General features: G+C 73.0%; 24 protein-coding genes. 11 read left to right on the top strand and 13 right to left on the bottom strand.

Features of this window, described 5'->3' with window-relative positions; genetic code table 11:
- Positions 1–118: 118 nt before the first annotated feature.
- The 4 genes from ACFVDM_RS04510 to ACFVDM_RS04525 are packed head-to-tail and all read right to left on the bottom strand — an operon-like array spanning position 119 to position 5,014.
- The gene (locus ACFVDM_RS04510) at positions 119–1,642 is read right to left on the bottom strand and encodes an amidohydrolase family protein (protein WP_383633065.1); all 1,524 of its coding nucleotides are present in this window, start codon (positions 1,640–1,642) and stop codon (positions 119–121) included.
- Positions 1,639–3,102 (bottom strand): chlorohydrolase family protein, encoded by a 1,464-nt coding sequence (locus tag ACFVDM_RS04515; protein ID WP_383633068.1) that lies wholly within the window; start codon positions 3,100–3,102, stop codon positions 1,639–1,641. The genes ACFVDM_RS04510 and ACFVDM_RS04515 overlap by 4 nt, the downstream gene beginning before the upstream one ends.
- Entirely contained in the window at positions 3,099–4,169 is a 1,071-nt protein-coding gene (locus ACFVDM_RS04520; RefSeq protein ID WP_383633071.1) for a sugar phosphate isomerase/epimerase family protein, read from the bottom strand. The genes ACFVDM_RS04515 and ACFVDM_RS04520 overlap by 4 nt, the downstream gene beginning before the upstream one ends.
- Before the next feature lie 32 nt (positions 4,170–4,201).
- A complete protein-coding gene (locus ACFVDM_RS04525) occupies positions 4,202–5,014 on the bottom strand; it encodes a hypothetical protein (RefSeq protein WP_383633074.1) in 813 nt (270 codons plus the stop codon).
- Between the two features lie 238 nt (positions 5,015–5,252).
- Here ACFVDM_RS04525 and ACFVDM_RS04530 point away from each other — a divergent pair, with 238 nt between their 5' ends.
- Positions 5,253–6,260: a LysR substrate-binding domain-containing protein gene (locus ACFVDM_RS04530; protein WP_383633077.1), complete on the top strand. Its 1,008-nt coding sequence runs from the start codon at positions 5,253–5,255 to the stop codon at positions 6,258–6,260.
- Between the two features lie 75 nt (positions 6,261–6,335).
- Here ACFVDM_RS04530 and ACFVDM_RS04535 read toward each other — a convergent pair whose 3' ends face one another.
- Both ACFVDM_RS04535 and ACFVDM_RS04540 read right to left on the bottom strand, forming a co-directional pair.
- Positions 6,336–7,550 (bottom strand): carboxylesterase family protein, encoded by a 1,215-nt coding sequence (locus tag ACFVDM_RS04535; protein ID WP_383633080.1) that lies wholly within the window; start codon positions 7,548–7,550, stop codon positions 6,336–6,338.
- A complete protein-coding gene (locus ACFVDM_RS04540; protein ID WP_383633082.1) occupies positions 7,547–8,872 on the bottom strand; it encodes an MFS transporter in 1,326 nt (441 codons plus the stop codon). The genes ACFVDM_RS04535 and ACFVDM_RS04540 overlap by 4 nt, the downstream gene beginning before the upstream one ends.
- A gap of 278 nt (positions 8,873–9,150) precedes the next feature.
- Between ACFVDM_RS04540 and ACFVDM_RS04545 the strand changes: the two genes are divergently transcribed.
- The 5 genes from ACFVDM_RS04545 (at position 9,151) to ACFVDM_RS04565 (ending at position 13,528) form a co-directional block, all read left to right on the top strand.
- A complete protein-coding gene (locus ACFVDM_RS04545; RefSeq protein ID WP_383633085.1) occupies positions 9,151–10,626 on the top strand; it encodes a 2-hydroxymuconic semialdehyde dehydrogenase in 1,476 nt (491 codons plus the stop codon).
- 187 nt (positions 10,627–10,813) lie between these two features.
- Positions 10,814–11,578 (top strand): 2-keto-4-pentenoate hydratase, encoded by a 765-nt coding sequence (locus ACFVDM_RS04550; protein WP_383633088.1) that lies wholly within the window; start codon positions 10,814–10,816, stop codon positions 11,576–11,578.
- Positions 11,578–12,015: a RidA family protein gene (locus ACFVDM_RS04555; RefSeq protein WP_383633091.1), complete on the top strand. Its 438-nt coding sequence runs from the start codon at positions 11,578–11,580 to the stop codon at positions 12,013–12,015. Before ACFVDM_RS04550 ends, ACFVDM_RS04555 begins: the two co-directional genes overlap by 1 nt.
- On the top strand, positions 12,012–12,533 hold the full coding sequence (locus tag ACFVDM_RS04560; RefSeq protein WP_383633094.1) for a 3-hydroxyanthranilate 3,4-dioxygenase: 522 nt from the start codon (positions 12,012–12,014) through the stop codon (positions 12,531–12,533). Before ACFVDM_RS04555 ends, ACFVDM_RS04560 begins: the two co-directional genes overlap by 4 nt.
- Before the next feature lie 2 nt (positions 12,534–12,535).
- The gene (locus ACFVDM_RS04565; protein WP_383633097.1) at positions 12,536–13,528 is read left to right on the top strand and encodes an amidohydrolase family protein; all 993 of its coding nucleotides are present in this window, start codon (positions 12,536–12,538) and stop codon (positions 13,526–13,528) included.
- Between the two features lie 53 nt (positions 13,529–13,581).
- Here ACFVDM_RS04565 and ACFVDM_RS04570 read toward each other — a convergent pair whose 3' ends face one another.
- Positions 13,582–14,541 carry a LysR substrate-binding domain-containing protein gene (locus ACFVDM_RS04570; protein ID WP_383633100.1) on the bottom strand — a complete coding sequence of 320 codons (960 nt, stop codon included), beginning with the start codon at positions 14,539–14,541 and terminating at the stop codon, positions 13,582–13,584.
- 213 nt (positions 14,542–14,754) lie between these two features.
- On the opposite strand from ACFVDM_RS04570, the gene ACFVDM_RS04575 reads away from it, so the two are divergent.
- Complete coding sequence (locus ACFVDM_RS04575; protein WP_383633103.1) at positions 14,755–15,015, top strand: hypothetical protein; 261 nt, start codon at positions 14,755–14,757, stop codon at positions 15,013–15,015.
- Positions 15,016–15,078: 63 nt separating this feature from the next.
- Here the strand turns inward: ACFVDM_RS04575 and ACFVDM_RS04580 are convergent, their stop codons facing one another.
- Together ACFVDM_RS04580 and ACFVDM_RS04585 are read right to left on the bottom strand one after the other, a co-directional pair.
- Positions 15,079–15,321, bottom strand: a complete 243-nt coding sequence (locus ACFVDM_RS04580; protein WP_383633107.1) for a DUF6243 family protein — start codon at positions 15,319–15,321, stop codon at positions 15,079–15,081.
- Between the two features lie 228 nt (positions 15,322–15,549).
- A complete protein-coding gene (locus tag ACFVDM_RS04585) occupies positions 15,550–16,932 on the bottom strand; it encodes a glycine--tRNA ligase (RefSeq protein ID WP_383633110.1) in 1,383 nt (460 codons plus the stop codon).
- Positions 16,933–17,087: 155 nt separating this feature from the next.
- Here ACFVDM_RS04585 and ACFVDM_RS04590 point away from each other — a divergent pair, with 155 nt between their 5' ends.
- From ACFVDM_RS04590 to ACFVDM_RS04605, 4 genes are all read left to right on the top strand, one after another.
- Positions 17,088–18,041, top strand: coding sequence for a metal ABC transporter substrate-binding protein (locus ACFVDM_RS04590; RefSeq protein ID WP_383633113.1), 954 nt, complete (start codon positions 17,088–17,090; stop codon positions 18,039–18,041).
- Positions 18,038–18,865 (top strand): metal ABC transporter ATP-binding protein, encoded by an 828-nt coding sequence (locus tag ACFVDM_RS04595; protein ID WP_383633116.1) that lies wholly within the window; start codon positions 18,038–18,040, stop codon positions 18,863–18,865. Before ACFVDM_RS04590 ends, ACFVDM_RS04595 begins: the two co-directional genes overlap by 4 nt.
- A gap of 2 nt (positions 18,866–18,867) precedes the next feature.
- Entirely contained in the window at positions 18,868–19,761 is an 894-nt protein-coding gene (locus ACFVDM_RS04600; protein WP_383633119.1) for a metal ABC transporter permease, read from the top strand.
- A 65-nt stretch (positions 19,762–19,826) separates the two neighbouring features.
- Positions 19,827–20,261, top strand: coding sequence for a Fur family transcriptional regulator (locus tag ACFVDM_RS04605; RefSeq protein WP_383633122.1), 435 nt, complete (start codon positions 19,827–19,829; stop codon positions 20,259–20,261).
- Between the two features lie 61 nt (positions 20,262–20,322).
- On the opposite strand, the gene ACFVDM_RS04610 is transcribed toward ACFVDM_RS04605, so the two are convergent.
- The 4 genes from ACFVDM_RS04610 to ACFVDM_RS04625 are packed head-to-tail and all read right to left on the bottom strand — an operon-like array spanning position 20,323 to position 23,982.
- Positions 20,323–21,141 (bottom strand): isoprenyl transferase, encoded by an 819-nt coding sequence (locus ACFVDM_RS04610; protein WP_383633125.1) that lies wholly within the window; start codon positions 21,139–21,141, stop codon positions 20,323–20,325.
- 21 nt (positions 21,142–21,162) lie between these two features.
- Positions 21,163–21,909, bottom strand: coding sequence for a DNA repair protein RecO (gene recO, locus ACFVDM_RS04615; RefSeq protein ID WP_383633128.1), 747 nt, complete (start codon positions 21,907–21,909; stop codon positions 21,163–21,165).
- A 58-nt stretch (positions 21,910–21,967) separates the two neighbouring features.
- Positions 21,968–22,651, bottom strand: coding sequence for a response regulator (locus ACFVDM_RS04620; RefSeq protein WP_383633130.1), 684 nt, complete (start codon positions 22,649–22,651; stop codon positions 21,968–21,970).
- Positions 22,648–23,982, bottom strand: a complete 1,335-nt coding sequence (locus tag ACFVDM_RS04625; protein ID WP_383633547.1) for a sensor histidine kinase — start codon at positions 23,980–23,982, stop codon at positions 22,648–22,650. Before ACFVDM_RS04625 ends, ACFVDM_RS04620 begins: the two co-directional genes overlap by 4 nt.
- Between the last annotated feature and the right edge of the window lie 49 nt (positions 23,983–24,031).

Raw genomic sequence — 24,031 nt, forward strand, 5'->3', positions numbered from 1 at the left:
AAGGGGATTCAGCGGTCCGTCCGCCGCGTACCACGGTGCGGGCCGGACTTTCGGGTCGATCGGGGTCACTGCGGACGGGGGCGGGGGCCTAAGACGCGGGTGCGGGGGTGCGTGACCGTCATGGCGTGGCTCGTTCCTCGAAGGGGACGGGGTCGGGGAAGGACTGCCGCGAGGCGCCCCACTGCGGGGCGGTGACGAAGCGGCCGAGCCGGCCCCGGGCGATGACCCGACGGGCCTCCTCGCCCGCCGCGTCGATCACCTCGGCCTCGTCGGTACGGGTCGGGCGTCCGTCGCGCAGCAGCACCCGGCCCGCCACGACGACATGGCTGACGTCCTGGCCGCCCGCCTTGTAGACCAGGGCGTGGACCGGCATGTGCAGGGGCTGGAGATGGGGCCGACGGGTGTCCACGACGGTGATGTCGGCCGCCTTGCCCTCCTCCAGCGAGCCGATCTCGGCGTCCTGGCCGATCGCGCGGGCCGCGTCGATGGTGACCATCTCCAGCAGCTTGCCGGGGGGCAGCAGATAGGTGTCGCGCTGTTGCAGCTGGGTGAGCGTCTGGGCCTGGCGTACGGCGGTGAACAGGTCGAAGCTCGACATCGGCGCGCAGCCGTCGGTGGTGACGGCCACCGTGACCCCCGCGTCCAGCAGTTCGGGGACCGGGCAGCGTCCGCGCAGCGCGCCGACCACCACGCCGGGACCGTGCGTCACGCTCGTCCCCGTCTCGGCCAGGATCGCCACCTCGCGGGCGCTGAGACCGAAGCCGTGCTGGAAGTGGACGTCGGGGCCGAGCAGCGCCTGCGGGTCGAGCCGGTGGGCGAGTTCGACCATGCCGCCGAAGGCGTCCGTGTGGACGCGGGTGCCGTAGCGGGCCGCGAGGTCGCGTACGCGTGCGGACTGCTCCCGGTCCTGTGCGGTCAGCCGGGTGGCGCGGTCGGGCGTGGCCGGGCCGCTCGGATCGAGGGAGGGGACCATGGTGTACGGGGTGACGGCCACCTTGATCCGCCCGTCGGCGCCGTTGTGCCAGGCGGCGACGGTCTCCTCCGCCCCCGCCATCATCCGGTCGAGGTCCACGCGGGTGCGGCGGTGGGTGCCCTCGTCCGTCCAGTGGCCGTTCTCGCGCGGCCAGGGCAGACCGCTCGGGCCGACCCCGAGCACCAGGCGCGTGCCCGTCCCGGCGTAGGCGCGGGCGTGGGCGTCGCCGAACTCCGGCCGGTCGGAGCGGGGCTGGGAGCCGAGGACGCTCACCCCGCAGGTCACGCCGAACCGCAGCCGCTCCAGGGCGGCGAGGCGTCCGTCCGCGTACCAGTAGCCGGTGTCCGTGTGCTCGAAGTAGGTCCGGGTGGCGATCCGCATCCACCAGGACAGGGTGTCGACGCCGATCGTCTTCAGCAGGGCGTGCCCGCCGTGGCCGTGGGCGTCGATGAGCCCCGGGAGGACCACCTGTCCCGTGCAGTCGAGGGTGTCGGCGGCGCTCCAGCGGGCCCGGACGTCCTCGGTGGGGCCGACGGCGGTGACGCGGCCGTCGGTGACGGCGACCGCGCCGTCGGTGAGCACCCGCCGGGCCGGGTCCATGGTGATCACGCAGCCGCCGGTGAGCAGGAGGTCGGCGGTGCGCCGGCCGGGGTCGCCGTGGCCGGTCATGGTGCGGCCCTTCTGATCGGGTAGGTCGGCGGGAAGAGTTCCTGTTCCGTACGGCCGAGGTGGTCGCGTTCGGGGTAGGCGGCCCGGTAGCGGTCCAGGTACGCCTGGGCGCGTGCGCGGTCGTCGGGGCGTGCGCCGAGGAGGACGCCGCCGTCCACGACGGTCCGCCCGTCGACGACGACGGTGCGCACGTCCCGGCCGTCGCCGGCCAGCACGAGGGTGCGGATCGGGTCGTCGACGGGGCCGGTCCGGGGGCCCGACAGGTCGATCACGGTGAGGTCGGCCCGGGTGCCCTCGGCCAGCCGTCCGAGGTCGGGGCGGCCGAGCGCGTCGGCTCCCCCGAGGGTCGCCGCGTCGTAGAGGTCGCGGCAGGAGCCGGCGGAGCGGCGCCGTTCGACCGCCTTGGTGAGGACCATTCCGGTGTCCATCGCGCGGATCATGTCGGGCGGGGCGGTGTCGGTGCCCATGGCCATGCGGATGCCGTGGGCGAGGTAGCGGTCGAAGGACTCCAGGACGACGGCGTAGCGGGCCACCGCCATGGGGCAGAAGATCACGGTGGTGCCGCTGTCGCGCAGCAGGTCGAGATCGTCGCCGGGGACCGGGAGTTCACTGTGCCCGGCGACCGCCCAGGCGTGCGGGATCAGGGTGCGCGGTCCCAGGAAGCCCAGGTCGTGGAGGAGTTCCATGGGGCGGCGGCCGTGCGCCTCGCGCAGCAGGCCGACCTCGAACAGGGTCTGTCCGGCGTGCAGCCGGACCGGGCAGCGCAGTTCGTCGGAGAGGGCGCGGGTGCGGCGCAGCAGCGCGGGGTCGACCGTCTCGACGCGGGAGGGGGCGAGCATGCCGCGGACCAGGCCGTGGCCGGCCCGCTCGATGTCGGCCACGAACCGGGCGGCGGCGTCCAGTCCGGCCTCGCCGAGCCGCGGTTCACGGTGCAGCCGGGTGCGGCCCCGGCCGTCGACCACGGGCACGGCCGAGCGGTAGCTGGGGCCGAGGTAGACGCGCAGTCCGAGGTCCGCGGCGGCCTCGGCCGCGTCGGCCGTCTCCTCGTACGTCTCCGCCCACTCCTTGGAGATCTCCGAGGCGATGGGCAGGGCGGTGGTGATGCCGTTGAGGAGGAGCTGGCCGAAGGCGTAGCGGCGTTTGAACGCCTCCTCCTCGCGGCCGAAGACCTCGTGGCGCCGCTCCAGATAGCTCTCGGACCACCGTTGTCCGGTGGCGAGGGCGTCGTCCTGGTAGGTGTCGAAAACCGCGTGGTCGATGTCGCCGAGGGCGTTGAGGTCGACGAAGCCGGGCCCGACCAGGGCGAGTCCCTCGTCGCGCTCGACGTCGACCCGCCCCTCGAAGCCGTGGCCGACGTGGACGACCGTGTCGTCCTCGTAGACGACCGCGCCGTTCTCGTACACGACGTGGCCGGTCCCGTCGTACCCGACGACGAACCGCGCCGAGATACGGGTCCTCATCGGGCCGGCCCGTCGGGCGCGCTGCCGGGTGCGCCGTCCGCGGCGAGGATCCCGCGCAGGTGCTCGGCGGTGCGGGTGATGAAGCGGAGCTGTTCGGGGCCGTCGCACGGGGTGCCGGTGAGGTGGCCCATGTCCGGCCGGTGCCCGGCCGCGGCCAGGTCCTCGTAGGTGTGGGTGAGGCGGAAGATCTCGGCGAGTTCGGTGGTGGTGAGGTCGGGGTGCGCGGCCAGCCAGTCGGGGTCGTACACGTGCATGGGCATGACCGTGCGGTCGCGGGAGTTCTCGATGGACAGCCGGAGGTCGGGCCGGTGCGCGCCCAGGGCCCGGAGGATGGCCTGCCAGTCCATGACGCCCTCGCCGCAGGGCGCCAGCATGCGTCCGATGCCGTAGTCGGTACGGAACAGCGCGACGTCCCGGACATGGCTCATCCGCACGTAGGGTGCCACCCGGCGGGCGGCCTCGACGGGGTCCTCGGCGCGGGCGACGACGTTGGCGGAGTCGTACGTGATCCCGACGGCGTCCGGTCCGACGGCCTCCACCAGGCGGACCACCTCGAAGGAGGTGATCTCCTCGTGGGTCTCGACGTTGAGGTGGATGCCCAGGTCGAGGGCGGCGGGGCGCAGGACGCGCAGGAACTTCTCGATCCCGGCGAGCTGGTCGCTCCAGGGGGCGTCGGTGCGGAACCGGTCGAAGACGTGGTAACCGGGCAGCCGGGGCTTGTAGTTGGCGGTGCCGACCCAGAGTTCCCGGCAGTCGATCTCCGCGCAGGCCCGCATCATGCGGATCATGCCGGCGGTGTAGTCGCCGTTGCCCAGCTCGCGGACCTCGGGCGCCTCCGCGTTGGCGTAGGGGTTGACCTTGGCCAGCCCCATGTCGAGGTACAGGCCGAGTTCGTCGGCGCGCCGGCGCAGTTCCTCGAGGACGTGCCGGTCCAGCGTCGGCGTGATGTCGAGGACGGTCCTGAAGAAGACCCCGTCCAGGCCCAGTTCTGCGGCCTTCTCCAGGCTCTCGACCGCCGGGCGCGTCGCCGCCCCGGGAAGCTTGCGGCCGTCCACTCCCACCTTCATGCGTATGTCTCCTTGCGCTGTTCCGTTGCGGTTCATGACAGGACGGCGGCCGGTGCCGGGCGGTGGCACTTCACGGTGACCGAGCCGTACGGCGAGCCGAAGGGCGTCGGGCCGGGGACCTCGTGGAGGCACCGGTCGTGACCCCGGCCCTGGGGGCAGTGCGCCGCGAAGAAGCAGCCGCGCCCGGTCCCGGAGCCGTACGGGGGTGCGCCGTCCCCGGTCCGCAGGGCCGTGGTGAGCCCGTGCCGGGGGCGGGCGCGGAGTTCGGCGGCGGGCCCTCGCTCGACGATCCGCCCGCCCGCGACGACCTGGAGCGTGTCGCAGAGTCCGGCGACCGCTCCGAACGGGCCGCCGATCACGATCAGCGCGGTGCCGTCCGCTTCGAGGGCCGGGGCGAGGGCCCTCAGCCGGTCGGTCCGGGCCCCGGCCTCATCGGCGGAGAAGCCGGTGAGGACGGTGACGAGCACCCGTGTCCCGGCCGGTGCGGGGCCGGTGTGCGGGAGGACGGGCGCCGCCGGATCGAGGAGGGCGATGCCGGACGCCGGTTTCCCGGCCTCCGCCGGGGCGCGCCCCGGACCGTCCGCGAGGGTGACCGTCCCCGCGAGGACCCGGTCGCCCGGGGCGGGGCGGCCGGTCAGTGTCCGGGCGAGCAGCGGGAGGGCGGCGTCGTCCTCCCCCAGCACGCCGAGCCGTTCGCCCCGGCGCAGATCGAAGTTCACGTCGTCGAGCACCGTGCGCACCGCGCCGTCGAGGGGGAGCGCCGCACGCAGGCCGCGCACCCGGAGCCGTACGCCGCGGGCCGCGACCCTCGGGCCCGGTGAAGCCGGTATGTGGTGCGCCGTCACGTCGTTCTCCCAGTCCGCCGGGGTGACGCGGGTGGGTCCCGGTCGTTCCGGCCGCGTTCGTTGCTGGTGAGTCTCGGCGCGGGACGTCATGCGTGTCCAATACCTCTTGCCGCCTCCGGCATAGCCGTACGGGCATGGGTCGGGCGGGGCCGTTCCCCGGCCGGGACCGCCGCCCTGCCTTGCCCGTTCCGGCTGCTGAACCCCTTGCGTCATAGCCGCCGGGGCATACCCTGGGCCGATGGATCCCGAGAAGCTGCTGGACGGCCGTCTGAAGCTGCGCCATCTGGTGCTCCTCACGACCATCGCGGAGCACGGCTCCGTGATGCGGGCCGCGGAGCATCTGCGGGTGACCCAGCCGGTGGTGACGCGCGGGCTGCGCGAACTGGAGGCGATCCTCGGCGCCGAGGTCTTCGAGCGCGGTCCGCGCGGGGTGACGCCCACCGTCTGCGGAGAGGCGTTCATCGGGCACGCGCAGGTGGTGCTGGCCCATATCCGCAAGGCGGGCCAGCACGTGGCCGAGCTGAACAGCGGGCAGGTGGGCACGGTCACCGTGGGCACGCATCTGGCCGGGGCCGGTCTGCTGCTGCCGAAGGCCATCACCCGGCTCAAGCGGGAGCGCCCCCGGGTGACCGTCGTCGTGAAGGAGGCCCCGCCGGACGTGCTCCTGGCCGACCTCATGGCCGGTCAGGTGGATCTGACCGTGGGCCGGCTCAACGCCCCGGACCCCGGGGGCCGCACCCGGCAGATCCAGCTGTACAGCGAACCGGTCAAGCTGGTCACCCGGGCCGGCCACCCGGCGCAGTCCCTCGCCGCCCCGCGGCTGGCGGACCTGATGCACTTCCCGTGGAGCCTGCCGGTGGCCAACACCTCCCTGCGCAGGGAGGTGGAGCGGGTCTTCTTCGAGGCGGAACTGCCGCTGCCCGAGGACCGGGTGGAGTGCACGTCCATCCTGACCCTGCGCACCCTGCTGGAGGAGTCGGACACCGTGGCCACGCTGCCGGTGCTGATCCCGCAGCGTGACGACCGGCTGGCCGTGCTGCCGACGCCCCTGCCCTCGGTCTCCCGCCTCGTCGGGGTCACGCTGCCGCACGACCGCGCGCCCAGCCCGAGCACCCAGGCCCTGCTCCAGCATCTGCGGGACGTGGCGGCCGAGATCCGGGGCATGCTCCGGCCCGTGGGCGGGTCTGAGGCCGGGGCAGAGGCAGGGGCCGGGGCCGCCGCCGGAGCCGGAGCCGGGACCGGCTGAGGCGCACACGCGCGTCGGCTCCCCGCGAACGTCCGGCGGGAGCCGGGAGCCGGGTGACGTCAGCGGGTTGGCGGGTCAGGGGGTCAGCGGTACGAGCGGTGCGGGCAGCGGTCCCGGGTCGCCGGTACGGGCGAAGGAGGCCCAGGCCGCGCGGACGCCCCGGCCCACGGCGTCCACCTCCGCCCAGGAGAGGCTGCCCAGCATCGGCGCGTGCCGCCAGGCGTCGGCCGAGCCGAGGAGCAGCGGGATCTCGACGCAGTGGGTGGCGCCGTGGGGCGAGCCGGCCGGCCACCAGTCCAGCCGGTATCCGTGGACGCGGGCGCCCCGGTGCTCCAGCCGCGCGCGCAGCTCCCGCAGCGGCTCCTCGTAGACGCGCCGGGTGCGTGCGGCGACACCGCCGCTGTCGGACGGGCCCTCGGGGAAGGCGGACATGTCGTCGGCGTTCCAGCCGTACAGCACGTCCGGGGCCCGGTCGCCGAAGGGCGCGGGGCCGGGTCCCGCGGGCAGCGGCGCGGTGCCGGCCACCGGTCCGAACGGCGGTTCCAGGAAGTTCCCGGTCCGCTGCCGGTGGTCGGCCGCGGTGCGCGCCTGGGCGGCGAGCAGTGCGTCCGCCGGGGCGGTGCGGGGGTCGGTGCCGAGGTGGGCGGCGAAGATCCGTCCGGTCGCGCGTGCCTCGTCCGGGGTGCGGGTGAGCAGCGACAGCGGCGGGCTCTGGAGGATCACCCGGCGCAGCAGGGTGCGGGCCCCGGGCGTCTCCAGGAGCAGCAGGGCGGACAGGGCACCGGCCGACTGGCCGAAGACCGTGACGTTGTCGGGGTCGCCGCCGTGGTCCGCGATGTGGTCGCGGACCCAGCGGAGCGCCTCCAGCTGGTCGTACAGGCCGAGGTTGCCCTCGCTGACCCCGTCGTGGACGAGATAGCCGAGCGCGCCGAGCCGGTAGTTGGCGGCGACCACGACGACGTCCTGCTCGGCGGCGAGGGACCCTCCGTCGTACCAGTCGAGGATCCCGGCCCCGCTGCTGAACCCGCCGCCGTGGAACCACACGAGGACGGGCCGCCGCCCCGCCGCGGGGGCGGCGGGGCGGGTGACCGTGAGGTGGAGGCAGTCCTCGTCGTGCGGGTGCCGGCCCGGGGGCGGGCCCATCAGTGCTTCGAGGCGGGAGTCCGGCTGGGGGCAGACCGCGCCGGACGAGGACGCGGTGTCCCCGTACGGCACGGGCCGGGGCCGGGCGAATCGTGCGGCCGTGGCGTACCGGAAGGGGCCGCTGCGGACCGTACGCGGAGTGTTCATGCCTCACCTGCGGGTTCGGGGACGAGGCGTCGGGCCGGGGCGGCGGGACGCTCGGGAACCATACGGAACAGCGCCACCGCCCCGACGAGGCTGAGGGCGCACATGCCCACCAGATACCAGGTCACACCGGTCGACGACCCGCTCGCGTCCAGAAGCGCGCTGGAGATCATGGGGGCCAGTCCGCCGCCGAGCACCGCGCCGATCTGGAGGATCAGGGAGGTGCCCGAGTAGCGCACGCGCACGGGGAAGGTGTCGGCGATGATCGCGCCCTGGACGCAGTGGGTCACCGGGATGATCAGGCCCATGCCGGCGAGCGCGAGCAGCGCCGGCAGCCGGTCCCCCGTGTCGAGCAGCGGGAAGAACACCGCGCACCACAGCAGGATGGCGACCGATCCGCCGATGAAGAGCGTGCGGCGCCCCCTGCGGTCGGCGACCGCGGTCCACAGGGGGATCGAGACGAACCAGAGCACGGCGGCGGCGCTCACCCCGAGGACCAGGAACCGCTGGTCGAAGCCGAGGTGCTTGGTGCCGTAGGACAGCGTGAAGACCATGAAGACGTAGGCGACCGCGGAGTTGGCCACCACGGCGAGCAGGGTGACGGCCAGCCTCGGCAGTCCCGTGCGCACCGCCTCCGCCAGCGGGAAGCGGACCACCTCGTCCTCCTGCCGGGCCCGGTCGAAGGACGGCGATTCGGTGACGCGCAGCCGGACGACCAGTCCCACACCCACCAGGACGAAGCTCAGCAGGAACGGGATGCGCCAGGCCCAGGCGGTGAACGCGGCGTGTCCGGCGAGCGAGCTGGTCGCCAGGAAGATCATGTTCGCCAGGACCAGTCCGGCCGGGGTGCCCATCTGCGGGAAGCCCGCGTACAGGTTCCGCCGCCCCTCGGGCGCGTGCTCCATGGACATCAGGGTGGCACCGGCGCCCTCGCCGCCGAGGCCGATGCCCTGGACGACGCGCAGGAGGACCAGGAGGACCGGGGCCCAGATGCCGATGGTGTCGTAGCTGGGCACCGCGCCGATGAGGGTCGAGCCGATCCCCATCATCACCAGGGACACCACCAGCGTCGACCGGCGTCCCAGCCGGTCGCCGAAGTGTCCGAAGACCAGACCGCCGAGCGGCCGGGCGACGAAGCCGACCGCGAGGGTGGAGAAGGCCGCCAGGGTGCCCGCCGCCGGGCTCAGGTCGGGGAAGAACTGCTTGTCGAAGATGAGGGCGGCGGCCGTGCCGTACAGGAAGAAGTCGTACCACTCCAATGTCGTTCCGAGAAGCGTGGCCAGCGCGGTTCTGCTCGCGCCCGTGGAACGGTCCGCGTCGCTCATGGATCACCTCGTCTGCCGGGGACGCGGGGGAGCCCCCGCTTTCGGTGGATCCTGGGCCCCCCGGCGGAAGCGGACAAATGCCGGTTCGCCCCGGAGGTATAGCGGTGCGGGTATACCGGAGGACCGAATCCGTCGGACCGGGGAGCGCCGGCCGCCGGCCGCCCCGCGTGGAATCCGGGCCACGGGGAAGACCACCGGCCCTGCCATACCGAAGTCGGCATACCTGCTGCGCAAAACGTCATTTGTGGTCATGGCCCCCCGCTCCCAGGGTGGAGACCATGACGGCACAGACATCGCGGTGGATCCGCAATTTCGTCGATGGACGCTTCATCGACCCCGACGACGGCGGCAGGAGCTTCGACGCGACGGACCCGGCCACGGGCCTCGTCCACGCCCGCGTCCACGAGGCCGACGCGCCTCTGGTCGACCGCGCCGTCACAGCGGCGCGCAGGGCGCTCGGGCCCTGGTCGGCAACGCCCGTACGGGAGCGGACCGAGGTCCTGCGCCGGGCGGCCGACCTGATCGAGGAGCGGTTCGACGCGTTCGTGGCCGCCGAGGTCGCCGACACCGGCAAGCCCGTGGCGCTCGCCCGTGACCTGGACGTCTCCCGGGCCGTCGCCAACTTCCGCACGTTCGCCGACGTCGTCGCGGCCGCCGGCCAGGAGTCCTTCCTGACCGATCTGCCGGGCGGCGCCCACGCCCTCAACTACGCGGTGCGCAAGCCCCTCGGGGTGGTCGCGGTCATCGTGCCGTGGAACCTCCCGCTGCTGCTGCTCACCTGGAAGGTCGCCCCCGCGCTCGCCTGCGGCAACACCGTCGTGGTCAAGCCCAGCGAGGAGACGCCGGGCACGGCCACCCTGCTCGCCGAGGTGCTGGCCGACGCGGGGCTCCCGGCCGGGGCGTACAACGTCGTGCACGGCTTCGGCGGCGGATCGGCCGGGGAGTTCGTCACCACGCACCCCGGCATCGACGGCGTCACCTTCACCGGATCCTCGGCGACCGGCGCCCAGGTCATGAGGACCGTCGCACCGCGCGTGCGCCCCGTCTCCTTCGAACTGGGCGGCAAGAACGCCGCGCTCGTCTTCCCCGACGCCGACCTCGACGAGACGCTGGACGGCCTGACCCGGTCGGTGTTCACCAACACCGGCCAGGTCTGCCTGTGCACCGAGCGGGTCTACGTCCACCGGTCGGTCTTCGCCGACATCGCCGACGGCCTCGTCGAGCGGGCGCGCTCGCTGCGCCTGGGCAGCCCGCAGGACCCGGCGACCACCACGGGGCCGCTCATCTCGCAGGCCCACCGGGAGAAGGTGCGCGGCTATCTGGACCTCGCCCGGGAGTCCGGCGCGAAGGTCCTCACCGGCGGCGGCACCCCCGCGCTCGGCGCGGAGCTGGACGGCGGATCGTGGATCGAACCGACGCTGTGGACGGGGCTGACGCACGCCGACCGCCCGGTGCGCGAGGAGATCTTCGGCCCCGTCGCGGCCCTGATCCCCTTCGACACGGAGGACGAGGCCGTCGCGCTGGCCAATGACACCGACTACGGTCTCGCCGCCTCCGTGTGGACCCGCGACCTGCGGCGCGGCCACCGCGTGGCCCAGGCCATGAACGTCGGGATGTCCTGGGTCAACACCTGGTTCCTGCGCGATCTGCGCTCGCCCTTCGGCGGCGTCGGCCTCTCCGGTCTGGGCCGGGAGGGCGGTGCGTCCTCCCTGCACTTCTACACCGAGCCGACCAATGTGTGCGTGCGGCTGTGACGGCTCCCGCCCCCTGGCGGCCGGTGCTCCCCGGCTTCCCCGACCGAGCGAAGGCCGCCCCTCCCTCGGGCGGCCGGAAGGACGTGACCATGGGCGACCACGCCCCGTGCCGCGGCCGGGCCCCCGTGCCCGGCGCGCATCCGACCCCCTGCGCACCCCCCGCGCACCCCGGCGAAGGAGGCAGCCGATGATCCCCGAAGAGACGGTCCGGGCCCTGGCCGAACGGCTCGACACCGCCCAGAGCACCGTGACGGACACCCTCAGCCTCGCCGACACGCACACCCTGTCCGTCGAGGACGCCTACGCCGTGCAGGCGGCGCTCCTCGCCCTGCGGCAGGGACGCGGCGAGCGCGTCACCGGCGTCAAGCTGGGGTTCACCAGCAGGGCCAAGATGGAGCAGATGGGGGTCTCCGAGATCATCGTCGGCCGGCTGACCGACGCCATGTGCGTGGCGGACGGCGGCACGGTCGACCTGTCCCGGTTCATCCACCCGAAGGTGGAACCCGAGGTCGCGTTCCGGCTGGGGCGCGACGTGGACGCGGACGATCCGGACACCGACATCGTCGCCTGCGTGGACGCCGTCGCCCCCGCCCTGGAGATCATCGACTCCCGCTACCGCGACTTCCGTTTCACCTACGAGGACGTCGTCGCGGACAACACCTCGGCGGCGGGCTACGCCATCGGCCCGTGGCGCCCGGTCCAGGACGTCTCCGACCGGGCCGTACGGCTGCACGGCGGGGACCACGACGTACGGGGGACGACCGCGGCCATCCTCGGCGCCCCGGTCAACGCCCTGCGCGCCCTGCTCGACATGGCCCGGCGGCGGCGCGTCCCGCTGCGCGCGGGCGAGGTCGTGCTCGCGGGGGCGGCCACCGCGGCGGTGCCCCTGACACCCGGAACGATCACCTGCGAGGTCGACGGCCTCGGCCGGGTCGGCGTGAGGGGCGTCTGATGGACCAGGCACGTGTCATCCCCGGCAAGGCGCGCCCGCGCGGCCGGTTCCCGCACTACCGCCGCGCCGGGGACCTCGTCTTCGTCTCCGGCACCAGCTCCCGCCGGCCCGACAACACCTTCGTCGGCGTGGCGACGGACGAGCTGGGCACCACCGACCTCGACATCCGCGCGCAGACCGGCGCCGTCATCGAGAACATCGGCGGCATCCTCGCCGAGGCCGGGGGCTCGCTCTCCGACGTCGTCCAGGTCACGGCCTATCTGGTCAACATGAACGACTTCGGCGGCTACAACGAGGTCTACGGCCGGTACTTCGACGAGAGCGGTCCGGCCAGGACCACCGTCGCCGTGCACCAGCTTCCCCATCCCCATCTGCTCATCGAGATCCAGGCCGTGGCGTATCTGCCCGCCGCCGCCACCGCGAAGGAGACATCGTGACGGACATCCCCGAGGTCATCGACTTCCAGGGCTGGATCGACGCCCACGCTCATCTGCTGAAGCCCCCGGTGAACAACCGCACCATGTCCCTCGGGAACGACTTCATCGTGCAGATCGTCGGCGGCCCCAACCAGCGCACCGACTTCCACCTGGACCCGTACGAGGAGTGGTTCTACCAGGTCAAGGGGGACATGCACGTCAACCTCATGACCGACGACGGCCCGCGGACCGTGCACATCAAGGAAGGGCAGGCGTGGCTGCTGCCGGGCGACGTCCCGCACTCCCCGCAGCGCCCCGACCCCGACTCCATCGGCCTGGTGATCGAGCGGGTCCGCGAGGAGGGCACCCTGGAGAAGTTCCTGTGGTTCTGCCCCTCCTGCTCCGCTCCCGTGCACGAGGTGGAGCTCCAGGTCCGCGACATCGTCGCCGATCTGCCGCCGGTCTTCGAGGAGTTCTACGGCGACGAGCGGGCCCGGAGCTGCTCCCGGTGCGGGGCCCTGCACCCCGGGAAGGGCTGACCGTGGCGGATCTGATCGACGTCCACACCCACTACGTGCCGAAGGGCTGGCCCGATCTGACGGCCCTCGGCGGGCCGGACGCGCCCTGGCTGCGGATCGAGTCCGAGTCCGAGGCCATGATCATGACCGGCTCCTCGGAGTTCCGCCGCATCCAGGCGGACTGCTGGGACGCCGCGACCCGGCTGCGGGACATGGACGCGGACGGCGTACGCGCCCAGGTGGTCTCCCCCACCCCGGCCTTCTTCTCCTACGGCCGCAGCGGCGCCGAGGCCGCGAAGATCGCCACGATCTTCAACGATCTGGCCCTGGAGATCACCGCCCCGGCCCCGGACCGGCTGATCCCGTTCTGCCAGGTGCCCCTCCAGGACCCGGACGCCGCGTGCCGCGAGCTGGAGCGGGCGGTCGCCGCCGGCCACCGGGGCGTGGAGATCGGCAACCACGTCGGTGACCGGGACCTGGACAGCGAGGGGGTCGTCACCTTCCTCCAGCACTGCGCCTCGCTCGACGTGCCGGTGTTCGTCCACCCCTGGGACATGGACTCCTCGCCCCGGCTCGACCGGTGGATGGCCCGCTGGCTGACGGCGATGCCGGCCGAGACCCATCTGTCGATCCTCGCGCTGATCCTGGGCGGCGCGTTCGACCGTATCGACGAGCGCCTGAAGATCTGCTTCGCGCACGGCGGCGGCTCGTTCGCCTTCTGGCTGGGCCGGATGGAGAACGCCTGGCACGGGCGCAACGACGTGATCGGTACCTCGCAGTACCCGCCCTCGCACTATCTGGGCCGGTTCTCCGTGGACTCCGTCGTCTTCGACGACCGCGCGCTGCGGCTGCTGGTGGACACGGTCGGCGAGGACCATGTGATGGTCGGCAGCGACTACCCGTACCCGCTGGGCGAGCGTCCGGCGGGCGGGGTGGTCCGCACGAGCCCCTCGCTCACCGAGACGGCACGGCACAAGATCACCCACGGGAACGCGGAGCGCTACCTGGGGCTCTGAGCCCGCCACCAGTCCGGCGCTGAAGGGAACTCTGTACAGGCCCCTGCTCGCCCTCAGGCCCCCGGTCCGCTCCCGTGCGGGTCCGGGGGCCTTGTCGTCAGTCCCCTGGCCGCCTCCTCCAGACTCCGCAGCAGCGCGTGTGCCGACGGGCTGAGCGTGCGGTCCGCCGACAGGGTCAGGCCCACCCGGTGCCCGATCCGGTCCATCGGCACCGGCACCTCGGCGAGCCGGCCGTCGTCCCGGATCAGGGAGCTGGGCAGGACGGCGACCACGTCCGTCTCCAGCAGCAGGTGGCGCACGGTCAGGAAGGAGGTGGCCTCCACCCGGTTCCTGGGCAGTCCGAGGCCGTGGAGCGCGAACAGCTCCTCCACCTCGCGGCGGAGCACGGTCTGCGTGCCGGGCAGGATCCAGGGGAAGTCGAGGGTGTCGGCCAGTGCGACGGCCGGTGACGCGGTCAGCGCGTGGCCGGCGCGCACGACCAGCCCGACGGACTCGTCGTACAGCGGGCGCCGGATCAGGCCCTCGCCGGAGGAGGCGGTCAGCCGGCCCACGACGAGGTCGACCCGCCCGGCTTCGAGGTCCAGCAGCAGGTCCTCGGGGGACGCCTCGCGCACCACCACGGTGAGGAAGGGGTGGTCGCGCTTCAGCTCGGCCACGGCCCTCGGCAGCAGGATGTTGGACCCGGCGAGATGGGTGCCCACGACGACGGTTCCCCGGTCCGCGTCGGCCAGCTCCACGACGTGCCGCCCGGCCTGGGCGAGCTGGGCGAGGACGGCGCGCGCGTGCTGGGTGAACGCCTCGCCGAACACGGTCGCGCGCACACCGCGCGGGCCGCGCTCGAACAGCGCGACGCCGAGGATGTCCTCCACCTCGTGCAGGCTCCGGGTGGCCGCCGGCTGCGTGGTGTGCAGCTCGGCCGCCGCCGCCACGACCGAACCCTGCCGGGACAGCGCGTCCACCAGCAGCAGGTGCCGCATCTTGAGCCGGCCGTCGAGCAGGCGGGGGATCTCCACCCCACGACCCTAACGGAGCCCTTCCGGCCCACCGGCCAGGAGGTGACCGGTGGTCAAGCCATCGGTCACCGACGGTCAAGGACAGCCCCGGGACCGCGGCCCGATGCTGGAACCACCCGGTTCGCGGGAGTCACCGGAGCAACGGGGGGGGCCGCGAACCGGGATCACCACCGGCACGGACACATCTGAGCCCGACACGAACAGGGGAACCCGATGAAGATCAAGCACGCCCTTACCGGACTGGCCGCCACGGCGGCGCTCCTCGTGGCGGCCGGCGCCGTCGCCCCCGCCGCGACGGCCGCCTCCCCGTCCACGGCACCCGCCTCCGCCTCCGCCTCGCACGCCACCGCGACCCCGGCGGGCTGGTTCCCGGTCGACCCGAACGGCTGGTTCCCGGTCGACCCCGCCGGCTGGTTCCCCGTCGGTCCCACGGGCTGGTTCCCGGTCGGTCCCGCCGGGGGCGTCGCCGTCTGACGCGGCCGGACACGACGGTGGGCCCGGAGCGCCTCGCGGCGTTCCGGGCCCACCGTCATGCGGTCAGTCCTGGGCGGACGGCTCCTGCTCCGGGGTCTCCGGCGCGGCGGCCGGCTCCTCGGCGGCGGGGGCGTCGGGCTGCGGGGCCCCGGCGCGCTCGCGCATGCGGCGCAGCAGGTCCTGCTTCTGCTCGGCGGCCGTCCTGCGGTCGGCGTCGCGTGCGGGGCCGGCGCCCTGCTGGTCGGCGCGGGACAGCTTCTTGCGCTGTCCGCCGACGCCGAGAAGGTTGTTACGGCTCTTGGCCACGGGTTCTCCCATGCATGGTGAAGTGAGGTCTCGGCAGACCCTGGATCGATCCGGTGGGCGGCGGGTGCGCGGACCCGCCGCGCTCTCACTCGTAGATCTGGAAGAACGAAGACATGAGGGCACCGTACCCGCCCCGGCCGGGCGGGGCACCGGATTTTCGCCCCCGGACGCCCGGAGCCCCCGGCTCCGTACGGCGTACGGGGCCGGGGGCTCGGGGTGCGCGCGGGGTCAGCAGCCGAGGAGACGGGCGCCGAGGTAGGCCTGGATCTGGTCCAGGGAGACGCGCTCCTGCTTCATGGTGTCGCGCTCGCGCACGGTCACCGCGTTGTCGTCGAGGGTGTCGAAGTCGACGGTGACGCAGAACGGGGTGCCGATCTCGTCCTGGCGACGGTAGCGGCGGCCGATGGCGCCCGCGTCGTCGAACTCGATGTTCCAGTTCTGCCGCAGGTCGGCCGCGAGGCCCTTGGCCTTCGGCGAGAGCTGCGCGTTGCGGGAGAGCGGCAGCACCGCGACCTTGACCGGCGCCAGGCGCGGGTCGAGGCGCATCACGGTGCGCTTCTCCATGACGCCCTTGGCGTTGGGCGCCTCGTCCTCGATGTAGGCGTCCATCAGGAAGGCCAGCATCGAACGGCCGACACCGGCCGCCGGCTCGATGACGTAGGGGGTCCAGCGCTCGTTGGCCTCCTGGTCGTAGAACTGGAGGTCGGTGCCCGAGGCCTGGGAGTGCGCCTTGAGGTCGTAGTCCGTGCGGTTGGCGACGCCCTCCAGCTCGCCCCACTCGCTGCCGCCGAAGCGGAAGCGGTACTCGATGTCAGCGGTGCGCTTGGAGTAGTGGGAGAGCTTCTCCTTCGGGTGCTCGTACCACCGCATGTTCTCCTCGCGCAGGCCGAGGCCGGTGTACCAGTTCCAGCGCTGCTCCATCCAGTACTCGTGCCACTGCTCGTCCTCGCCCGGCTTGACGAAGAACTCCATCTCCATCTGCTCGAACTCGCGGGTGCGGAAGATGAAGTTGCCCGGAGTGATCTCGTTCCGGAAGGACTTGCCCATCTGGGCGATGCCGAACGGCGGCTTCTTGCGCGCGGCGGTCTGCACCAGGGAGAAGTTGGTGAAGATGCCCTGGGCGGTCTCGGGGCGCAGATAGGCGACCGAGCCGGTGTCCTGGGTGGGGCCGAGGTGCGTGGAGAGCAGGCCGGAGAACTGCTTGGGCTCGGTGAAGGTGCCCTTGTTGCCGCAGTTCGGGCAGTTGAGGTCGGCGAGGCCGTTGACCGGCGGCTTGCCGTGCTTCTCCTCGTACTGCTCCTCCAGGTGGTCCGCGCGGAAGCGCTTGTGGCAGGAGGTGCACTCGGTCAGCGGGTCCGAGAACGTGGCGACGTGGCCGGAGGCCACCCACACCTCGGGGGCCAGGATGACCGACGAGTCGAGTCCGACCACGTCCTCGCGCGAAGTGACCATGTAACGCCACCACTGGCGCTTGAGGTTCTCCTTGAGCTCAACGCCCAGCGGCCCGTAGTCCCAGGCGGCCTTCTGACCACCGTAGATCTCACTGCAGGGGAAAACGAAGCCACGGCGCTTGCTCAGGCTGACGATGGAGTCGATCTTGTCGGCGGCCACGGTGCTCTCTTCATTACGACGGCGACGAACGGAGAAGCACTCAGGTTACCGGCGGGCCCGCCCCTTCGATCAAATCGGTATCGGCACGGACCGCCCGGGGACCGGACCGGACCCCTTGTTGACAATCGTTTCCACTTTTGTTGAAAATGACTGTCATGAACATACGCCGTCTCATACCCGCACCGGCCGTCGCGGGGGCAGTCGTCCTCGGTCTCACCGCCCTCACCGCCTGCTCCGCGTCCGACGCCGCCGACCGGAAGAACGGCGACCGGCTGGACGTGGTGGCGTCCTTCTATCCGATGCAGTTCCTGGCCGAGCGGATAGGCGGCGACCACGTCTCGGTCACCACGCTCACCAAGCCGGGCGTGGAACCCCACGACCTGGAGCTGAGCCCGCGCGAGGTGGGCCGCCTGAGCAGCGCGGACTTCATCCTCTATCTCAAGGGCCTCCAGCCCGCCGTGGACGACGCGATCAAGCTGTCCGAGTCCAAGCACACGCTGGACGCCGCCACGCTGACCTCCCTGGAGGACCACGGCGCCGAGGTCGGCGGCGAGGAGCACGGCCACGAGCACCACGGCGACGAGGCCGGCGCCGACCCCCACGTCTGGCTGGACCCCGTGAAATACGCCGAGGTCGCCCGGGGCGTCGGCAAGTCCCTGGAGAAGACCGACCCCGAGCACGCCGCGGACTACCGCAGGAACACCGACGCCCTGGTCACCCGGCTCGGCGCCCTGGACACCGCCTTCAAGCAGGGCCTGGCGGGGACCGCCACCAAGACCTTCATCACCACCCACTCCGCCTTCGGCTACCTGGCCGAGCGCTACGGGCTCACCCAGGAGGGCATCGCCGGCATCGATCCCGAGGCCGAGCCCAGCCCCGCCCGGATCGGCGAGCTGCACACGATCGCCCGGGAGAAGAAGGTCACCACCGTGTTCTTCGAGACCCTGGCCAGCGACAAAACCGCGAAGACCGTCGCCCGGGACACCGGGCTGCGCACCGACGTCCTGGACCCCCTGGAGGGGATCACCGGCAAGTCCCGGGGCACCGACTACATCGAGGTCATGGAGTCCAACCTCGCCGCGCTCAAGAAGGCCCTCGGCCCCGCATGAGCACCCACCACCCGCAGCCCGAAGCAGCACCGGAGACGCCCGTGTCCGAGCCCCGCCCCGCCGCACCCGACCCCGTGATCGCCGTACGCGACGCCACCGCCACCCTCGGGGCGCGCCCCGTGCTGCGCGGCATCGACCTGACCGTGCGCCGCGGCGAGGTCGTCGCCCTGCTCGGCGCCAACGGCTCCGGCAAGTCCACCGCCGTCCGCTCCGTCATCGGCCAGGTCCCGCTGACCGGCGGCACCGTCGAACTCTTCGGCACCCCGCTGCGCCGCTTCCGCGACTGGGCGCGCGTCGGCTACGTACCGCAGCGCACCACCGCGGCCGGCGGTGTCCCCGCCACGATCCGCGAGGTCGTCTCCTCCGGCCGGCTCTCCCGCACCCGGCTCGGGCTGCTCCGCAGGGCCGACCGGGCCGCCGTCGACCGCGCCATCGCCCTCGTCGGCCTCGCCGACCGCGCCCGCGACTCCGTCGACGCGCTCTCCGGCGGACAGCACCAGCGCGTCCTGATCGCCCGCGCGCTCGCCGCCGAGCCCGAGCTGCTGATCATGGACGAGCCGATGGCAGGCGTCGACCTGGCCAGCCAGGAGATCCTCGCCGACACCCTGCGCGAACAGGTCGCGGCCGGCACCACCGTGCTGCTCGTGCTGCACGAGCTGGGCCCGCTGGAGCCCCTGATCGACCGGGCGGTGGTGCTGCGCGACGGCTGTGTGCTGCACGACGGACCGCCCCCGAAGGCCGTGGGGCAGCACGCCCTGCCCGGCCACGACCACGTACACCCCCACGCGGCCTCCGAGCCCGTCCGGACGGGACTGCTGAGCTGACCATGGAATTCCTCACCCCTCCCTTCATGCAGCGGGCGCTGATCGCCGCCGTCCTGGTCGGCGTGATCGCCCCCGCCGTCGGCGTCTACCTGGTGCAGCGCCGGCAGGCCCTGATGGGCGACGGCATCGGCCATATCGCGATGACCGGCGTCGGCCTCGGCTTCCTGCTCTCCACCAGCCCCGTCTGGATGGCCACGGCCGTCGCCGTCGCGGGCGCGGTCACCATGGAGCTGATCCGCTGGTACGGCCGCACCCGGGGCGACATCGCGCTGGCGATGCTCTTCTACGGCGGCATGGCCGGCGGTGTCCTGCTGATCAACCTCTCCGACACCGGATCGAACGCCAACCTCACCTCGTACCTCTTCGGCTCGCTGTCCACGGTCGCCCCCGAGGACATCACCGCGATCGCGATCCTGGCGGCGTTCGTGCTGCTGGTGACGGTGGGGCTGCGCAGGCAGCTGTTCGCCGTCAGCCAGGACGAGGAGTTCGCCCGGGTCACCGGGCTGCCGGTGCGCTTCCTGAACCTGCTGGTCGCGGTCACCGCCGCGGTCACCGTCACCGTCGCCATGCGGGTCGTCGGGCTGCTGCTGGTCAGCGCCCTGATGGTGGTCCCGGTCGCGGCGGCGCAGCAGCTCGCCCGCTCCTTCCGGCTGACGTTCGTGCTCGCGGTCGTCACCGGGGTCGTGGTCACCCTGGCCGGCACGGTCACCTCGTACTACCAGGACGTCCCGCCCGGCGCGACGATCGTGCTGATGGCCATCGCGGTCTTCGTCGGCATGACCCTGCTCGCCGCCCCGCTGGCCAGAAGCCGGGCCAGGCGGCGCGAAACGGCCGACAGCCGGTGCACCCTGGAGGTACCGGCCGGCCGCCCGGCACCGGACGACGTGCGGGTCTGACCGCACCCCCGGGGCGGACTGGCACAATGGCCCGACACACGTACGGGCGACACGAGGAGGCTGCTGTGGCGACAGCGCCGATCAGTGGAACGAACGCGGCCCCGGTCCGCGGCCGGTCGACCCGGCAGCGGGCCGCGGTGGCGGCCGCGCTCGACGAGGTGGACGAGTTCCGCAGCGCGCAGGAGCTGCACGACGTCCTCAAGCACCGGGGCGACTCGGTCGGGCTGACCACCGTCTACCGCACGCTCCAGTCCCTCGCGGACGCCGGCGAGGTCGATGTGCTGCGCACCACCGAGGGCGAGTCCGTCTACCGGCGGTGCTCGACCGGCGACCACCACCACCATCTGGTGTGCCGGGTCTGCGGCAAGGCCGTCGAGGTCGAGGGCCCGGCCGTCGAGCAGTGGTCCGAGACCATCGCCGCCCAGCACGGATTCGTGAACGTGGCGCACACGGTCGAGATCTTCGGCACCTGCGCCGACTGCGCGAACGCGCAGGACTGAAAGCGGCCGCGCCCCGGGGGCGGTGGGTCCCCCGGGGCTTCCCCGCGCCCGGCTCCCGTGCTCAGCTCCCGGAGGGAGCCACCTCCTCGGCACCGCCGAAGCGGCGGTCGCGCTGGGCGAACTCCAGACAGGCCCGCCACAGGTCCCGGCGGTCGAAGTCCGGCCACAGCACGTCCTGGAAGACCATCTCGGCGTACGCGCTCTGCCAGATCAGGTAGTTGGAGGTGCGCTGCTCGCCGCTGGGGCGCACGAACAGGTCCACGTCGGGCATGTCCGGGTAGTAGATGTACTTCGCGAAGGTCTTCTCGTTGACCTTCGACGGGTCGAGCCTCCCGGCCGCCACGTCCTGCGCGATCCGCTGCGCCGCGTCCGCGATCTCGGCCCGGCCGCCGTAGTTGACGCAGAAGTACAGCGTCATCCTGTCGTTGTCCTTGGTCTGCTCCTGGGCGACCTGGAGCTCCTGGACGACGGACTTCCACAGCTTGGGCATACGGCCCACCCAGCGGATCCGGATGCCCAGCTCGTCCATCTCGTCGCGGCGGCGGCGGATGACGTCCCGGTTGAAGTTCATCAGGAACTTCACCTCTTCCGGGGAACGCTTCCAGTTCTCCGTGGAGAAGGCGTACAGCGAGAGGTTCTTGACGCCCATCTCGATACAGCCCTTGAGGACGTCCATGACGACGCCCTCGCCGACCTTGTGGCCCTCGGTGCGCGGCAGTCCGCGCTCCTTGGCCCAGCGGCCGTTGCCGTCCATCACGATGGCGACGTGCTTGGGCACCAGTTCACCGGGGATCTTCGGGGGCACGGCACCGGAGGGGTGCGGCTCGGGGATCTTGTACTCGTGCCGGTTCCGTCCACCGAGGATTCCGCGTACTGCCATGAGCTTCTCTGTCTCCCTGTGTCACTTCTCTACGTACCGCAGCGAACGCAGCCCGCGCTCCAGATGCCAGTGCAGATACGCGGACACCAGTCCGCTCCCCTCCCTGACATGACGCGCCTCGCACGCGTCCGCCGTCGCCCAGTCGCCGGTGAGCAGTGCGCTCAGCAGGGTGACGGCCTCCGCCGAGGGTACGACGCTGCCGGGCACCCGGCAGTCGCCGCATATGACGCCGCCCGCCGCGACGGAGAAGAACCGGTTGGGGCCGGGCAGTCCGCAGCGGGCGCAGTCGTCGAAGCTCGGGGCGTAGCCGTTGACCGCGAGGGAGCGCAGCAGGAAGGCGTCGAGGACGAGGTGCGGTTCGTGCTCGCCGCGCGCCAGGGTGCGCAGTCCGCCCACCAGCAGGAGGTACTGCTGGACGGCGGGCTCGCCCTCGTGGTCGGTGAAGCGTTCGGCGGTCTCCAGCATCGCGGTGCCGGCGGTGTAGCGGGCGTAGTCGGTGACGATGCCGCCGCCGTACGGGGCGATCGTCTCGCTCTGGGTGCAGAGCGGCAGCCCGCGTCCGACCAGCTCGCTGCCCCGGGCGAAGAACTGCACGTCGACGTGGGAGAACGGCTCCAGCCGGGCCCCGAACTTCGACTTCGTGCGCCGCACCCCGCGCGCGACGGCCCGCACCCGGCCGTGGCCGCGGGTGAGGATCGTGATGATCCGGTCGGCCTCGCCCAGCTTCTGCGTGCGGAGCACCACACCGTCGTCCCGGAACAAGCTCATGGCTCCATTGTCCGGTACGCGGCCGCTCCGGCGGGGCCGCCCCCGCGACCCGGTCCGTTCAGTCCCGTTCCGCCGCGCCGCCCGCCGGGACGACCAGCCCCGATTCGTAGGCGGCGATCACCAGCTGGGCCCGGTCGCGGGCGCCGAGTCTGCCCATGATCCGGCTGACGTGCGTCTTGGCGGTGAGCGGGCTGAGGCCGAGGGTCTCGGCGATCTCCGTGTTGTTCAGCCCGCGTGCGACGAGGGCGAGGACCTGGCGCTCCCGGTCGGAGAGGTTCCCGGGGCCGCCGGGCGCGGTGCGGGCCGGGGGCTGCGGGGCGCTGAGCACCCGGGCGATCAGCCGGGCGGTGGGACCGGGCGAGAGCAGCGACTCGCCGGCCGCCACCGTGCGGATCGCGGCCAGCAGCTCGGCGGGCCGGGTGTCCTTGACCAGGAAGCCCGAGGCCCCGGCGCGCAGGGCGTCGAGGATGTGGTCGTCGGTGTCGTACGTGGTGAGGACGAGGACCTTCACCCCGGCCAGGTCCTCGTCCGCGGCGATCCGGCGGGTCGCCTCGATGCCGTCGAGCTCCGGCATCCGGATGTCCATCACGACGAGGTCCGCGCGGGCCTCCCGGGCGAGCGCGACGGCTTCGAGCCCGGTGGCCGCCTCACCGACCACCTCCATCTCCGGATCGGACCCGACGAGCATCGCGAAGGCGGCCCGCACGAGGGTCTGGTCGTCGGCGAGCAGGACGCGGATCACGGGGCGGCCTCCGGGGCGGGGACGGGCGGTACGGCGACGGGGGCCGGGGCGGGCGCCACGGGTCCGGGTGCCGGTCCGTCGGTGGGGGCTTTCGTCGCGGGTCCGGGTGCGGGTCCGGCGGCGGGGGCTTTCGTCGCGGGTGCGGGTCCGGGTCCGGCGTCGGCGCCCGGGGAGAGCAGGGCCGTGACCTCGAAGCCGCCGCCGGGGCGGGGGCCCGCCCGCAGGGTGCCGCCGGTGCTGCGGGCCCGCTCCCGCATCCCGGCGATGCCGAACCCGGGCGGGGTGCCGTCGTCCACCGGACCGGTGCCGTCGTCGGTGACCGTGACCCGCAGTCCGGCCGCGCCGGCCGGTTCGACGGAGACGGTGACGCGGACGCCGGGGCCCGCGTGGCGTACGGCGTTGGTCAGGGACTCCTGCACGATCCGGTAGGCGGCGGCCGCGGTCACCGGGGCGAGGCGGCCGTCGGGGACCCGGACCTCCAGTCCGACGCGGGCCCCGGCGGTCTCCGCCGCCCGGACCAGCCCCGGCAGGGCCGCCAGGTCCGGCAGCGGCCCCTGCGCGGAGCCGTCGTCGCGGCCGGTGTCGCGCAGCACCTGGAGGGTGGTGCGCAGCTCCGCCCTGGCCTCCCGGCAGGTCTCGGCGATGTCGTCCAGGGAGGCGGCGATCGCCGTACGGTCCAGACGCCCGGGGTCCACGGTCAGGATGTGCGAGGCGACCGAGGTCTGCACGCCGATGAGCGTGATGCTGTGGGCCAGCAGATCGTGCAGGTCCCGGGCGATGCGCAGCCGCTCCTCGGCGACCCGGCGGCGGGCCTCCTCCTCCCGGGTCCGCTCGGCCCGTTCGGCGCGCTCCACCATGGAGGCGACGTACTGGCGGTAGATGCGCACGTCGACCCCGCAGAACAGGATGGCGACGATCCAGCCGGAGATCCGCAGGAGTTCGAGGCCCCGGTGGGCGTCGATGCCGAGGACCACCGTCACCATCACCGAAGTGACCCCGATGCCGACGAGCAGGGTGCGCAGCGGCCGGCCGGTGACGGCGACCGTGTAGAGCATGATCCAGGTCTGCGGGATCGGGGCCGAGTGGACGTAGTCCAGTCCGTGGTAGAGCGCCAGCAGCGGGGTCATGGCGAGCAGGGCGAGGACGGGGCCCCGGCGCCGCAGGGCGAGCGGGACGGCGGTGGCGAGCAGCAGGCACCAGCCGAGCGCGTCGGGGCGGTCGGCCGAGCCCAGGGCGAGGCCGGCGGAGAGCGCACCGGCGCCCACCGCGAGGAGGGCGTCGGTGCGCGTCCGGTGCGGCGCGCTCATCGGGTCGCGGTTGATGACGGCCATGACGCGTTCGCGACGGCCTGCGGGAGCGGACACGGGGTCATCCTCCGCT

The organism is Streptomyces sp. NPDC057682, assembly GCF_042799575.1.
Classification (GTDB): Bacteria; Actinomycetota; Actinomycetes; order Streptomycetales; family Streptomycetaceae; genus Streptomyces.

What these genes read in the sequence shown, in the direction of transcription:
- ACFVDM_RS04555 (WP_383633091.1), top strand. Translation starts at nt 11,578, where the DNA reads ATGGACCAGGCACGTGTCATCCCCGGCAAGGCGCGCCCGCGCGGCCGG.
- ACFVDM_RS04600 (WP_383633119.1), top strand. Translation starts at nt 18,868, where the DNA reads ATGGAATTCCTCACCCCTCCCTTCATGCAGCGGGCGCTGATCGCCGCC.
- recO (WP_383633128.1), bottom strand. Translation starts at nt 21,909, where the DNA reads ATGAGCTTGTTCCGGGACGACGGTGTGGTGCTCCGCACGCAGAAGCTG.
- ACFVDM_RS04575 (WP_383633103.1), top strand. Translation starts at nt 14,755, where the DNA reads ATGAAGATCAAGCACGCCCTTACCGGACTGGCCGCCACGGCGGCGCTC.
- ACFVDM_RS04550 (WP_383633088.1), top strand. Translation starts at nt 10,814, where the DNA reads ATGATCCCCGAAGAGACGGTCCGGGCCCTGGCCGAACGGCTCGACACC.
- ACFVDM_RS04610 (WP_383633125.1), bottom strand. Translation starts at nt 21,141, where the DNA reads ATGGCAGTACGCGGAATCCTCGGTGGACGGAACCGGCACGAGTACAAG.
- ACFVDM_RS04535 (WP_383633080.1), bottom strand. Translation starts at nt 7,550, where the DNA reads ATGAACACTCCGCGTACGGTCCGCAGCGGCCCCTTCCGGTACGCCACG.
- ACFVDM_RS04625 (WP_383633547.1), bottom strand. Translation starts at nt 23,982, where the DNA reads ATGGCCGTCATCAACCGCGACCCGATGAGCGCGCCGCACCGGACGCGC.
- ACFVDM_RS04540 (WP_383633082.1), bottom strand. Translation starts at nt 8,872, where the DNA reads ATGAGCGACGCGGACCGTTCCACGGGCGCGAGCAGAACCGCGCTGGCC.
- ACFVDM_RS04515 (WP_383633068.1), bottom strand. Translation starts at nt 3,102, where the DNA reads ATGAGGACCCGTATCTCGGCGCGGTTCGTCGTCGGGTACGACGGGACC.
- ACFVDM_RS04510 (WP_383633065.1), bottom strand. Translation starts at nt 1,642, where the DNA reads ATGACCGGCCACGGCGACCCCGGCCGGCGCACCGCCGACCTCCTGCTC.
- ACFVDM_RS04530 (WP_383633077.1), top strand. Translation starts at nt 5,253, where the DNA reads ATGGATCCCGAGAAGCTGCTGGACGGCCGTCTGAAGCTGCGCCATCTG.
- ACFVDM_RS04545 (WP_383633085.1), top strand. Translation starts at nt 9,151, where the DNA reads ATGACGGCACAGACATCGCGGTGGATCCGCAATTTCGTCGATGGACGC.
- ACFVDM_RS04590 (WP_383633113.1), top strand. Translation starts at nt 17,088, where the DNA reads ATGAACATACGCCGTCTCATACCCGCACCGGCCGTCGCGGGGGCAGTC.
- ACFVDM_RS04595 (WP_383633116.1), top strand. Translation starts at nt 18,038, where the DNA reads ATGAGCACCCACCACCCGCAGCCCGAAGCAGCACCGGAGACGCCCGTG.
- ACFVDM_RS04520 (WP_383633071.1), bottom strand. Translation starts at nt 4,169, where the DNA reads ATGAAGGTGGGAGTGGACGGCCGCAAGCTTCCCGGGGCGGCGACGCGC.